The organism is Alloprevotella tannerae ATCC 51259 (assembly GCF_000159995.1).
In the GTDB taxonomy this organism is placed as follows: domain Bacteria; phylum Bacteroidota; class Bacteroidia; order Bacteroidales; family Bacteroidaceae; genus Alloprevotella; species Alloprevotella tannerae.
On the sequence record NZ_GG700642.1, the window covers coordinates 1,056,551 to 1,069,788 of the forward strand.

8 protein-coding genes are annotated in these 13,238 nt (G+C 42.7%); 4 read left to right on the plus strand and 4 right to left on the minus strand.

All coding sequences use genetic code 11. The annotated features are described in order from the left end of the window. The first annotated feature begins 14 nt into the window (after nucleotides 1-14). Complete coding sequence (locus GCWU000325_RS04430; protein ID WP_006254971.1) at nucleotides 15-1,598, plus strand: tetratricopeptide repeat protein; 1,584 nt, start codon at nucleotides 15-17, stop codon at nucleotides 1,596-1,598. 2 nt (nucleotides 1,599-1,600) lie between these two features. Here the strand turns inward: GCWU000325_RS04430 and GCWU000325_RS04435 are convergent, their stop codons facing one another. After that, the gene (locus GCWU000325_RS04435; RefSeq protein ID WP_006254972.1) at nucleotides 1,601-2,737 is read right to left on the minus strand and encodes a glycosyltransferase family 4 protein; all 1,137 of its coding nucleotides are present in this window, start codon (nucleotides 2,735-2,737) and stop codon (nucleotides 1,601-1,603) included. Next, nucleotides 2,715-3,824: a glycosyltransferase gene (locus GCWU000325_RS04440; protein WP_006254973.1), complete on the minus strand. Its 1,110-nt coding sequence runs from the start codon at nucleotides 3,822-3,824 to the stop codon at nucleotides 2,715-2,717. The genes GCWU000325_RS04435 and GCWU000325_RS04440 overlap by 23 nt, the downstream gene beginning before the upstream one ends. 592 nt (nucleotides 3,825-4,416) lie before the next feature. On the opposite strand from GCWU000325_RS04440, the gene GCWU000325_RS04445 reads away from it, so the two are divergent. The 3 genes from GCWU000325_RS04445 (at nucleotide 4,417) to GCWU000325_RS04455 (ending at nucleotide 9,161) form a co-directional block, all read left to right on the plus strand. Further along, the gene (locus tag GCWU000325_RS04445) at nucleotides 4,417-5,850 is read left to right on the plus strand and encodes a sodium:solute symporter family protein (protein ID WP_050756604.1); all 1,434 of its coding nucleotides are present in this window, start codon (nucleotides 4,417-4,419) and stop codon (nucleotides 5,848-5,850) included. A gap of 504 nt (nucleotides 5,851-6,354) precedes the next feature. After that, nucleotides 6,355-7,098 (plus strand): ComF family protein, encoded by a 744-nt coding sequence (locus GCWU000325_RS04450; protein ID WP_154646571.1) that lies wholly within the window; start codon nucleotides 6,355-6,357, stop codon nucleotides 7,096-7,098. After that, a complete protein-coding gene (locus tag GCWU000325_RS04455) occupies nucleotides 7,095-9,161 on the plus strand; it encodes a ComEC/Rec2 family competence protein (RefSeq protein ID WP_006254977.1) in 2,067 nt (688 codons plus the stop codon). The genes GCWU000325_RS04450 and GCWU000325_RS04455 overlap by 4 nt, the downstream gene beginning before the upstream one ends. Before the next feature lie 77 nt (nucleotides 9,162-9,238). Here GCWU000325_RS04455 and GCWU000325_RS04460 read toward each other — a convergent pair whose 3' ends face one another. After that, nucleotides 9,239-11,863 carry a pepsin/retropepsin-like aspartic protease family protein gene (locus tag GCWU000325_RS04460; RefSeq protein ID WP_154646572.1) on the minus strand — a complete coding sequence of 875 codons (2,625 nt, stop codon included), beginning with the start codon at nucleotides 11,861-11,863 and terminating at the stop codon, nucleotides 9,239-9,241. Nucleotides 11,864-11,893: 30 nt separating this feature from the next. After that, a complete protein-coding gene (locus tag GCWU000325_RS04465) occupies nucleotides 11,894-13,192 on the minus strand; it encodes a bifunctional folylpolyglutamate synthase/dihydrofolate synthase (RefSeq protein ID WP_006254979.1) in 1,299 nt (432 codons plus the stop codon). Nucleotides 13,193-13,238: the final 46 nt, after the last annotated feature.

The window sequence follows — 13,238 nt, forward strand, 5'->3', positions numbered from 1 at the left end:
ATGCTTCGTGATCCATGTACGTACAGGAAATTACCGAATTAAGACGCCAAGGAGAATTAAGTAAAGCCTTTGAGTTAGCTTACAATGCTTGGGATAGGGACAAAGCGGACCCGTTCTTACAAATGTCCCTCTTTTGGGTATTGCGGGATATGTGCTACCGATTCTTTAAGCACGGCTACTTTGATGAAGTGGATGTGTGCCTCAAAGAAATGAAAGCTTTTCTACCTACGATGCTAGATGAAAAGGATATGGGAAAGCTGGCTTTTAAAGCGCTTTATCATCGCGTACAAAGTGGTGCAGAGATTATTCTGCCGGCATTGCAGCTCTCAGGACAAAGACCTAAGGATGCGTTCTCTCAGATTGCGCATTTCTTAGACTTTCCACGCTTTTTCGATCCTTTACTCAGAGAAGATTTGGGGTGGATTATATATCGTTACCTCAAAGAGGTGCTCTATAACGTGCCATCTCTTGAGGCAAGAAAACTGCTAAAGGCATATGTAGCCTTAGAAAACCCACGCCCTTCCCTGCTCCATTCTCAAATGCTCAGCTACAGCATTAAGTTTGCTAAAGAGCATCCCGAGTTTAAGCTCTACCGCTTTCTGCAGCTTTGGAACCCAACACAATTCAGAGAAGAAGACTTTCAAAGTCATGTCTATGCAGGACACGTTGTCCCGTCTTTATTAGAAAGGTTGATCAAACAATTGGTTGACAATAATGAGCCATGTGATTTTGAAGAACTTGCTAAAAGCATAGCCTTTCCTAAACATAAGCTGATAGAACTCTTTAGGAGGGCACAATATCGGAGTATTGTGCAGTATAAGCATTGGCAACAGCGGGAAAATATGATCCGAGCTTTCAAGGATTATGCAACGTTCAATAAAGACAAAGGCGCTTCAACTTGGCATTCGAGAACATTAAAATTGGCGCTATGGTATTTGCGAGGAGATTGCGCCGCTTTCTTCCTTGACTTTTTCAAAGTATGGTCGTATCGTAATTTTGGCGAAGAGGATTGGAGAGCATCCTACGACAAAGCGGATCACAGACAGGAGGCATTAGTAACGTTGGTTTTACAAAGATGTCAAAAGTTGCTTTCTTGTCAAAGGAATGAACAAGGTCACTTCGATTGGTATGCCAAATTCTTGGCACAATATATGTTCAGATTTCCTGAGAATAAGGAGGCCGTAAGATATCAAGCTCTCCTTTATCATTGGCAGCAGAAAGATGATTGTGCCATTATTCTATTCAAGCAACTACTGCGACAAACGCCGGACAAGCATCATCTTTGGTATGAAGCTGCACAATGCTTGAAAGGCAACATAGGTGCAAAGATTATCTTCCTCTGTAAGTTACTTCATGCGCAACCAGAAGAAGCTCTATTGGGAAATACTCGGCTAACTCTGGCAAAAGCTCTCATTCGAAAAGGAATGATGCCGGAAGCGAAGACAGAATTAGAGCATTATCTACAAAGCCATCGTTCAAAGTCTTATATCGCTCGACACCTGATGGCCGCTATCCCTACAGAAACGATCGCTAACGATTCTAATCAAGACCTATATCGATACTATGCTCAATATGCAGAAGATCTTCTGAACGATTAACTTCACTTATCAGCAAAGACTTCCGCTAAGATCTGCTCATATCGTTCGGCCACATTCCTTACATCAAAGCGCTCTTCTGCTATCCGTCTGCCTGCCTTGGAAAAGGTCTGTTTTTCTTCTTTCGACAAATCAATATAGCGTTGCATAGCTTTTATCAAAGCGGTTGTATTTTGCGGCGGCACTAAAAATCCATTTACGCCATCTTCCACGGTTTCTCTACAACCGGGAATATCTGAGGCTATAATGGGCTTGCCCATAGCACAAGCCTCCATCAATGATCTACTTAATCCTTCATGGTAAGAAGGCAACACGACAACCGTTCCAGGACGCCCCACGATAGATTGCACATCGTCCGTTATACCTAAATACTCTATTGCACCCGAAGTGACATCTTTCTCTAATTGTTCTTCGGAAATTGCCGCTGGATTATTATCTCCCTTTGGTCCGAGCAATTGAAACTTAAACTGCGGATACTTCTCTTTTATTTTTCTCGCAGCAGCCACAAACTCATTGTATCCTTTATCTGATAACAAACGAGACACCATAAGAAAGGTGCAATTATCATCCTCATTATCGGTAAACGGAAAAGCTGTTAAGTCCACACCTTCTCCATTCTCAAACAACAATAGATGGTCTGAAGGAGCCAACCTCTGCTTTAAGATAAAGTCGTAGTTGAATTTGTTCAAAACTATGATACGATGAGCACGATACAAGCCTGTGCGATAAAGTCGAGCACCCAGTATCTTCAAGAAACCCTTACCGGCAAAAGCATAACCTAAACCGGGAATCATTGCGGTAGAAGGTATGCCTAACCGATGAGCCGCAAGCGTACCATAGATATTGGGCTTGATCGTATAATGGAAGACATAGTCGGGACGTTCTTTGCGATAAATCTTATAAAGTGCTCGAAAATAGCGAAAATCAGCCCAAGGATTTGTACCACAACGCTCCATTTCAATAGGAATATATCGCGCTCCTTTCGGTATGTTTTCGTCTTTCCCACTCTGAGGAGCTACCAAGAGTACGTCATACCCCAAATTGATGAAGTGTTGAATAATATATCCTCTGAAGTTCAACAATCCCCAGAGGTAGTTATCGCAGAATAGTAACTTCTTCTTAGTTGCTTGTTGTGTCTCCATCTTCTAACTGGCTATACAATTTCCAAAGATTATCCAACATAAACCTTACATCATACTTCTGTGCACGCTGATAGCATTCTTCTCCTACGCGCTTGCGCAAGTCTTCATCCTTATAAAGTTTGATGATTCTATTCGCCATCGTTTCTATATCATTGACGGGAAACAGCAAACTTTCATCTTCAACAACTTGTGCCAATCCGGCTACATTTGAAGCTAAAACAGGCTTATGCGCTGCCATACCTTCGACAGCCGACAAGCCAAAGCCTTCCCATAAAGAAGGCATCACAACAATATCAGCTGCAGCCAGCAGCGACGGAATGTCTTCTCGCTTTCCCAAGAAATGAGTCCGCTCTTCCACTTTCAAGTCCTTTGCCAAGGATTCACAATGCTTCCTCATCGGGCCATCACCTACAAACACCGCATGTATATCAGTGGGCAACTGGGCTAAAACTTTGACCAAGTCGATCTGATTTTTCTCTTCCTTAAACCGCGCTACTTGCATCAAGACAAAGGCATTAGCGGGAACATTAGGCAAAACTACCGCACGGTCGCTTTTGGCTTGAGAGAATAAAGCTACATCTATTCCATTTTCTATCAAGACTGTGCGCACGGAAGAAGGGGCACGATGACGAATAAAGTTGAGCGTAGCTGAAGAGATACAAGTAATGGCCTCATATAGACGATATATTTTACGATCCGACCACGTAGTAAGTTTATATTTACATCGAAAATTAAACGTACTATGCTCTGTTGTCACCAAATGTGCTTTTGATTTGAACAGGTATTTAGTTAGAGCTACCCAATATTGGGCAGGGAATAAATGAACGTGAACTATATCATAGGTCTCCAAATAAGGGCGCAACTTATAGATCAACCAAGGATTATACTCGTTGCTCCCAAGGCGAATTACTCGAACACCGGCTGCTTCTAATGTGCGCATAAATCCTGTTTCCACACCATTTAGGACCAGCACATCTGTTTGTATTTCCGGCCGATTCATGCCTTCAGCAATCGTACACACTAAGCGTTCAGCTCCAGCAGTGTTCAATGTATTGATGACCTGCAATACTTTTATTCTCGTTTTCATTCAAACTTTGCTTCCGTACAGTTAACAAAACGCATATTTTGCTAAGACAAAAGTAGGGATAATAATTGAAACGTACCCTTTTTGTTGCAGAGTTTTTAGTAACAGGGCTCGATGTTTCTTTCATTAGTTGTAATTTTGCACAACTTCAACTCGTATTGTGCGAAGCGTTTTTATGAAATTCACTTGCCGATACACCTATTTTCATTTACCTGACTTCACTTTCCGTATGTCTACCCTATCCAGTCAACGGTGCAAGCGCGTTTATATCTTTTCCTTCCTGCTGTTTATCCTATCTATTAGCGGACTATGTTCGGCGCAGTCCTTTTTACATAAGAATAAGGCGCCCCAAAGAAAAACGGCAGTTATAATATCGGCTAAGGCGCATACATTTTTGCCAAGTGAGCAGCGAAATTCTTGTCAGCACATCAGAGTTTCATCCCACGACCTCAACGCTACGTTTCTCCCATTGCTACGCTGTACAGCCTTAGCGCAAAGCAAACATTCCACACAGGCCCAGGAAACCCGGACGAACACCAAAGAGGTGCATTTCGGTTGGCTAAATTGGACCGTCTTGATCGTTTATTTTTTAGGTATGTTATACTTAGGGGGCCTCTTCTTCAAAAAGGGAGATCATCCCGACAACTTTTTCAAAGGCGGGGGGCGCATTCCGTGGTGGGCAGCCTCCATTAGTATTTTTGCTACGATGTTTAGCGCCATTACATATATGAGTATTCCGGCTAAAGTATATGCAACGGATTGGACTTACTACCCGATACAGTTTATGATGTTGTTTATTCTTTATCCGGTCGTAAAGTATTATCTCCCCTTCTTTCGACGTTTGAACGTGACAACCGCTTATGCGTATTTGCAGTGCCGATTCAATTATGCCTTGCGCTGTATGGCCTCCTTACTATTTATGGCTTTTATGATAGCCCGAATGGCTTTGATCCTTTTCCTGCCTGCTTTGGCCTTATCCGCAGTGGCAGATATTGACATCTCACTTTGTATATTATTGATGGCCGTCATTACTATTATCTATTGCACCTTGGGAGGAATCGAGGCCGTCATATGGGCCGACGTCATTCAAGGGATTATTTTAGTTGGTGGAGCGATATTAGCTGCTATCTACTTGATTTGGCAGACGTCCGGTGGCTTTCAGGGATTTGTAGATATAGGAATGAACGATCATAAGTTTGTACTTTTCGATTGGAGTTTGGATTATCGTTCTGCCACGTTTTGGGTTGTCATCCTTGGAGGCTTGGCCAATAATCTGATCTCTTATACTTCCGACCAAACGATCATCCAGCGCTATATGACGACAAAGGACGAGCGGAGCGCGGCACGAAGTATTGTTGTCAATGGTGTGATTTGCGTCGTTGTTTCCATTGTTTTTTACCTGATAGGAACCGGCTTATATACTTTCTTCAAGACGCATCCGGAAGCCGGGTTCACTTCTTTAGAGCGACCTGACGCGATTTTTCCTTTTTATGTCGTAACACAATTGCCTGCAGGCGCAGCCGGTCTCCTGATAGCCGCACTTTTCGCCGCTACGATGAGTACTATTTCTTCTAACATCAACTCTATTTCCACCTCATTTACCGTAGATATTTACCAACGCCTCAGACCTACACACCTTTCACCCAAACATCTACTTCGTGTAGCACGTTGGGCGAGTTTAACAGCCGGTATCGCTGGCCTATTACTCGCATTGTTAATGGCCCGGCTCAATATCCAGTCCTTACTCGACTATTTTAATACCATTTTAGGACTGCTTTCCGGCGGCATTGGTGCCCTTTTTGTAATGGGTATATTCTTTCCTACGATAGGCAGCAAGAGTGCTACGATCGGCTTTATCGCAGGTATGTTCACCGTCTTCTATCTTCATTTTTACACACAGGTAAGTTTCTTAATCTTCGGTTTTATTTCTATTGCGGTAAGTGTAAGCGTAGCCCTCCTCTTCGCTATTCTACTCAAGGAGCGCCCCAACCGCGAAAATCTAACGTGGAAATCGCTACAAAACAAATAAATGTAGAGCAAACAAAGTAGCAACTTTCCATACATCCCATCACCATTTGTCGTCTTGTGGCCTAAAAGCATCCATCAAGTGATGTTTTACAGTTTATACGCACGGCCTTTAGGCCTCTCAATGCTTTAGAAAAGCCTAATAAGATGCCATTCTTGCTACTCAATGGCGCTTTTTTATCCACCTCCTACTGACCTTTATACTTTCGCAACGCACCTCCGCGAAATACCATCGTGATAAAACGTTCGTACGCTCGTGGAAGGAAATTCGTACGCCCGTGAAGGTACGAACGTCCCCTCACGATCATAAATTGCAAAGTCTTGTTCTCGTAGTCGTGACCTGCATATTAAGCCTTGTTTAGTTGCGATTTCTTACATCCCTCATTGGGCTAAACGGGCCACAGATTAAACTTCAGGCGCGTCAATACAGAAAAACATGCGATTTGCCCTAATTCTCTAAAGACACACAAGGTTTTTGTCGACAAATCCTTTTAACTTTGTAGGCGCGATGAAAACCATTTTTCACAAACAATTGTTTAGAGGACTTGTTTCTCTACTGTTCCCTCGTCGCTGTGTAGTTTGCGGAGCACGATTATTGGGCGGAGAACACATTTTATGCGTCCAATGCACGTTTCGATTGCCTTATACGGACTACCGCGGTAAAGCCGGAAATCCTGTAGAGCGCGTATTTTGGGGCAGATTGCCCATCGTGAAAGCCAATGCTTATATGAAGTACGTCTCCGGCTCAGATAGCAGGCGGGCAGTTTTGAGGCTAAAATATTTTAATCGCCCCGATGTTGGCAATTATTTGGGCGCTTGTATGGCTACAGATTTACTCGACACAGATTTTTTTACCGACATAGATATGATTATACCAATACCTTTAGCCTCAAAAAGGCAAAGGAAGCGAGGTTATAATCAGAGTGAGGAATTGGCAAAAGGGATTCACCGCATCACATCCTTACCAATAGACAATAAAGCCGTAATACGAACAGTGGCTAACCCAACACAGACACATTTGGATGCGGCGGCACGAAGAATAAACGTGAAGGACATATTTGCGATTAAAGTGGCGGAAAATTTACGTGGCAAACACATTTTACTAGTAGATGATGTACTGACTACAGGAGCAACTATCATCTCCTGCGGCCAAGCGATTATAAAAGTTTGTCCGGATGTGCGCTTCAGTGTGCTCACACTAAGTCTTGCCGGTCACCACGCTTCGGGCGTAAATTTGCAAAAGAAAAAATGAGAAATGCAGCTTTCCATTTTCCCCGCTTGCTCTTGGAGCATCCATTGCTACTACCGGCTTTGGCCCTAGTCGTTGGAATATGCTTAGGAGAAGCCTTTTATGCACCATTAGTGGGACAATCGATAATTTTACTCTTACTTGCTTTTGGTTTTGGGGCTTCTGCCGTGCTCATGCTGCGTAAGAACGTGCTGGAAATGGCGGCTTTGGGAACACTTATTACTGCTTTTTGCTTGCTGGGAGCAGGGCTACTCACCGGACAACGTGATCGTAGCAGGATCATTTGGCCTACGACGCCTCAAACTTATGAGGCCACGGTAATCAGTAGTCCGCGTTTTACGGCAAAAACCCTGCGTGTCAATGTGGAAATTAAAAGTGGACGCTTCGCAGGATTTGTCATAGCCACCTCACTGATGAAACAAACCGCGCAAACGCTGCATCCGGGTGATGTGATTTTCTTTCATAGTCAAGTGGAAACACCACGCAACAATGGCAATCCCGAAGAATTTGACTATGCGGCTTGGTTGAAAAATCAAGGAATCTATGGGACGACATTTGTTTATCAAAATAATTGGAAGAAAACAGGCAAAATTTCGACGAATATACGCACGGTACTACTTCGTTATCGAGAGGAACTGTTGGAAAAATACAAAACTTTTTTCCATGGCGATAAGCTAACCGTTTTGGCAGCTTTGACTTTAGGGGACAGAAGAGGCTTGAACGACGAATTTCGCGAACTGTTTGCAGCCACCGGAACAAGTCACATCTTGGCCTTATCAGGCCTGCATTTAAGTATCCTTTTCGGCTTTTTCCTTTGGGCAGTACGACCACTGCGCAATAGGCGCAGAATCTATCTGCCGCTTTTACTAATGGGCGTAGTACAGGTATGGCTGTTCACTTTTTTGGTCGGCGCGCCATTTTCACTTGTCAGAGCCGCCTTTATGTTATCGCTCCTACACCTTACACAAGCGCTACGCAGAGATTATAATGCGCTCAACTCCCTATCCTTGGCTTTGATAGGCATATTGTTGGTTTCGCCGACAGCCTTATTTGATATGGGACTACAACTCTCATTCTTAGCGCTCTTAGGTATATTGCTGATTGCTCCCAAACTCGCACCTCCAACGTGGGTGAGTAGATTTTGGGGCTTAAACTTTGTATATGATCTCTTGAGAACTTCTTTCTGTGCGCAAATACTGACACTGCCGCTCATCGCTTATTATTTTAATTCCTTCTCTTTGGTAGGCTTATTTACGGGATGGTTGGTTATTCCTTTCGCCTATGCGATATTGCTACTGGCGCTTTTATTCTTCTGCCTGCCGTTTGTGCAAACCGTACTTGTCAGCTTGCTCAACGGAACAATGGATACGATGCTCCAATGCCTGAACTTTCTCTCCTCTTGGGATTATGCGTCGATAACGGTTGTACCCGGAAAGGTCTTCACGCTATTGATTTATGGTGTGATCTTTTTTCTCCTTACTTATCTTCAGAATCGTCGCGCGAGGAACTTATATGGCATAGCTTGCTTGCTGCTTTGTGGGGCAATATATTATATAATGTATACTCCGCCGGCTTATGATAACACGATCGTTGTCTACAAATCTAGTTCCCCTGCAATTCATTGCATTGTAGACAAGCAGCATTCTTATCTTTGGTCGATGAGGAAAGGACATGCAGAGCAAATTTTAAGATCTATACGACGCACTTTCATAAGAACAAACCGAATGGCGCAACCACAACTCGTAGAAGTACCTCAAAAGAAGGAAGATTTGATACTGCTGCCACACGTTCTTGCTTTCAGGGGAAAAAGAGTCGGTTTGTTATCTGAAAAAATACGGCAAGGAGCGAGTGCCTCCCTGCTACAAGTGAATTATCTCTATATTATGCCGGGTTATAAGCAAGACTTATCAACCGCATTGAACTATTTTGCACCTGATTCTATTATCTTAGACACATCATTAACCGACTTTTACCGCACCAAATACTCCACGGAAGCCGCGGAAAATGCAATACCGTGTTATGATATGAAAGAACGAGGCGCTTTAATTCTTCAATGTGGAAAATAAAAAGCAAAGCAAAAAGGACGTTGACTCAGAGTTTTTCTTCTAATAAGCCAACGTCCTCTTTCCTATAAGCCCTCATCTTACCGGATAGTCATATGCTGAAAATCGAAGACTAATTTTCCTTGCTTTCGAATGAGTTCTTCTATTGAAATTGTCCCTTTGTAATAAACGGGAGATTGAGAAGAAAAGTCGGCCGGAACAAAGTCTATCTTGCTGAAAGTTGCCTTACCAAGCGTGATCGGGGGAAGTGTGTAATCAAGAATGCTATTCTTACCACTCCGAACCAACCTGAAAGGAATATAATCTGCTTGATTCTCTGCTTGAACACAGAGTTCATCATCAAATCGAATGGAGAAAGTCTTCCCTTGACCTGTTGTTCGTGAGCGCAAAATTACACCAGCATTTGAAAATTCAACCTCAGGAATTAGGCGTAGCACATTGTAGCCGATGGTGGTCGGAACATTTTCCTTTGTAATGCGACATAGCAAATTCTCTAAGGTAAAGCCTCCTAATTTTATCTGCTTAATAATACCGACAGCGTAATTTGGTCTGCTATAAATAAGCTGTATATCGAATTTATGCTGTACTTTCTCGGAAATAATCACGTAGGCTTCCGTCGGATCTAAATAAGCCGACGTAGACTTTCCATTTATGCGTATTTTTACCACCTCATCCTTGAGGTAATCCAAAGTGGACGCGCCTGATATTGGCCTCAATAAAGGTCTTTCGTAAGCCTGAGCTGCTTTATATATCTGACCAAGTTCCATAAAAACATTGAACATATTACCGCTAAAACGATCACTATCGATCATTTTTTTGCAAATATCGACCGCAGCCTTATACTCGCCTTTCAAGGCTAAAGCATTCGTGGCCTCCATTGCAACTAAATAGAGCTGATTTTCTGATAAATCTTTATTCGATCCGTGCAATAGAGTATCAGCAAAGGCTATAATGGGCTCCGGATCATTTTTTCCTCGTGCAGCTAAAAGTCGCAAAAAAATCCGCATCGTTTTACTTGGCGTAGAAAGTAAGCGCGAAGCAAGATTACGCTCTAGCAAGAAAGCATCTGTATTGTCTGAAATTTCCTCCTCTGAATCATTCGGATCCTCTTGTTGCGAAAGAGGAGAAAAATTCATGGTTTCAAAATCTATCTTAGCATAATTGAGGCTATGGATAAAAGGATAGCCTATTATTCCAGCTAGATCCTTATTTCCAACAGGCGAGAGAGATAAACTAGGAAGCTTAACAGAAGCCATTTTACGCTTGTTCTCATCATCAACAAACTGTATTTGCAGTTGGAAATCTGTTGTATCGGTAATTAATGGCGAAAAGTTTGCTGTAGAAAAAGTATTGGAAGGAAAATCCACATCTAAGATAAAAGAATAATCCTTCATTTTATGGACGCCTTTAACAAGAAGTCTTCCATCTTGATCCCAATATATGTTGTGCGAAGTACTATGCGCTAATTTATTGTCCCTTCCTGTTTGAGGTTTAACAAACCATTTCTCTTTGTATATCTCTATTTGTCCTAATCTTCTCAACTCGTTTGTACCTAAAATACTCGTTTGTATGCGAGAAAAACCATCTACAGGCAATACAGCGTAACACAAAAGGTTACGAAAAACAATATCACCGCAAGTCAACTCAGGAACAAGCACCGGAGAAACAATGATAGGGCCTTCCCAGTCGTATACTACTATCGTATCGTTCAGCGGGACCAACCCACTGTTACGGATATCTTGGGTAGACAACAAGGTATACTGTTGCGCAGTCGAGATGGTTAAGGCTATTCTCTGCTGGCGATTGATCTGTGCGCTCGTCATAAGTGGCCAATAGCGAGAAACCTGCAAAGCAGCATCTGTACGAGTAAATGTGAGGCTAGTCTTTCCTACATTTGAATAGGCTTCACTTATAATTTGAGGCGATTTAATCAGATTTGGGAATTTACTTTGAAAGGGTTCCGATTGACAAAGTTGAGATAGCGCCTGCCAATTTCCGTTACGCATCAACTCATTCGCACTAATATCAAAAATCGTTTTGAGATCATCCGACGAAAGTGAGTCTGCATACTGCTTTAATAGTGTTTCAGCGTAACTCAATGCAGCTTTGTTGTTATTAAATGCATCAGCCAACAGCATTTTGCCCAACAACTTTTGCATTTGAGGAAGCTTATCAACTTCTTCTTCATAAGTAATAAGCTCTGCAATGTTACGTTGTTGAATTAGCCCTTGAATACGACCAGCAACGGTCCCATCCGTATAGCTTAATGCTTGCTGTTTTAAAGTTTGTAGCCGTTTCATCGCCTGCTTTCGATAGCGATGGCGCTTCATATATTTCAGTTGGAGATCTGCAAACTCAATTAACTCAGTATAAGCCCCCTCTTTTAGTAGCGTTTCGCCCTTGAGATTGATTAACGACATTCTTGCCAGACTATTAAGCGAGGCCGGATATTGCGTCATCAAGCTGTCAATACAGACAACCATTCGCTCAATGTCGCCTTCAGCATGCGAAAGCACCAAATCACAATAAAGACGAGACGGAGCAGAGAGTTGATTTTTTGCTTTGTCATAAAGAGGACGCAGTAAGCGCACATCACCTTTTGACGCATACAGCAAAACTTGCTGTGTGATAGTATCTTTCGGCATTTGCGCGAAACTATATTGCACACAACATATTACGACAATCAAAAATAAAATCCGTCTCATAAGTCGAGTATCTTTAAATGATAGATAATGCTAATCCTCTTTTTGAAGGAAAGATAGTAAGTCTGCGATAACAAAGTTGCTTCCTCCCACAAAAATCGTATCTTCCAGACTTGCTGCCTCTAAAGCTGCTTCATAGGCATCAGAAACGCAATGAAACACCTTTCCATCTCTATTATGTCGGCGCGCAAATGTCTGAATCTCATCTTCAGAAAAAGAGCGAGCCGTATTGGCACGGGTCCAATAAAAACAGGCATTTTCGGGCAATTCTGCAATGACGGCATCAGCAGCTTTATCGTTGGCCATACCAAAGATGATGTGCAGTCGACCGGAGACGCCGCGCAACTGATGATTTAAATATTTCCACCCGCCTGCATTGTGTCCCGTATCGCAAACGACTTTCGGCTGTTCGCGCAACACTTGCCATCGTCCCATCAAACCGGTAAGTTTGCAAACGTGTCTAAAGCCATTTGCTATGGCACGTTCAGTAAGCCACCGCCCTATCTCAGTTTGCTTTAAGATATTCAAAGCATTCAGGATCGTGTTGGCATTTTTTACCTGACATTCGCCCGCAAGCCCTCCTTTTAGTTCTGCATAATTTCGCGTTTGATACACTCTTAGTCCATCAGGAGAAAGAAAAGAGGAAAGCACTTCAGGTTGCTCATCGGCAAAAGTAATCGGAGCGTCCATCTCAGCGGCCTTTTCTGCAAACACCTTATAAGTTTCAGGTTGCGTCTCTCCTATTACAACGGGTATGTGTGACTTAATAATACCTGCCTTCTCGCCTGCAATAGCTGACAAAGTATCTCCCAAAAACTCTGTATGATCTTTGCTGATATTTGTAATGATCGAAAGCAACGGAGTAATAACATTGGTGCAATCTAACCTTCCTCCCAAGCCCACCTCTACGACAGCTATATCTACCTGTTCTATTGCAAAATAGTGAAGTGCAAGTGCTGTAGTGATTTCAAAAAAAGACGGATGAAAAGGCTCAAAGAATGGGCGCTCTTTTTCCACAAAATCAACGACAAACTGCTCGGAAATCATTTCTCCGTTTATTCTTATGCGCTCACGAAAGTCTAATAGGTGCGGAGAAGTATAGAGTCCCACTTTCAGACCAGCCGATTGCAAAATCGCAGCTAAAGTATGACAGCAAGAGCCTTTGCCATTTGTCCCCGCAACGTGAATCGTTTTATACTTTTTGTGCGGATATCCAAAATGGGCATCTAAAGCATAAGTCGTTTGAAGGCCGGGCTTGTAAGCCGAAGCCCCCAAATGCTGAAAAAGGGGTGTACTATTAAAGAGGTAGTCAATCGTTGCTTGATAATCCATATTGATTGTTGCTTCAAGATAACCTATTTATAGAGGCGGATGTTGC

Bases quoted from the DNA above. Each gene is read 5' to 3' on its own strand.
- GCWU000325_RS04465 (WP_006254979.1), bottom strand. From the start codon at position 13,192: ATGGATTATCAAGCAACGATTGACTACCTCTTTAATAGTACACCCCTT.
- GCWU000325_RS04430 (WP_006254971.1), top strand. From the start codon at position 15: ATGTACGTACAGGAAATTACCGAATTAAGACGCCAAGGAGAATTAAGT.
- GCWU000325_RS04455 (WP_006254977.1), top strand. From the start codon at position 7,095: ATGAGAAATGCAGCTTTCCATTTTCCCCGCTTGCTCTTGGAGCATCCA.
- GCWU000325_RS04435 (WP_006254972.1), bottom strand. From the start codon at position 2,737: ATGGAGACACAACAAGCAACTAAGAAGAAGTTACTATTCTGCGATAAC.
- GCWU000325_RS04445 (WP_050756604.1), top strand. From the start codon at position 4,417: ATGTTATACTTAGGGGGCCTCTTCTTCAAAAAGGGAGATCATCCCGAC.
- GCWU000325_RS04450 (WP_154646571.1), top strand. From the start codon at position 6,355: ATGAAAACCATTTTTCACAAACAATTGTTTAGAGGACTTGTTTCTCTA.
- GCWU000325_RS04460 (WP_154646572.1), bottom strand. From the start codon at position 11,863: ATGAGACGGATTTTATTTTTGATTGTCGTAATATGTTGTGTGCAATAT.
- GCWU000325_RS04440 (WP_006254973.1), bottom strand. From the start codon at position 3,824: ATGAAAACGAGAATAAAAGTATTGCAGGTCATCAATACATTGAACACT.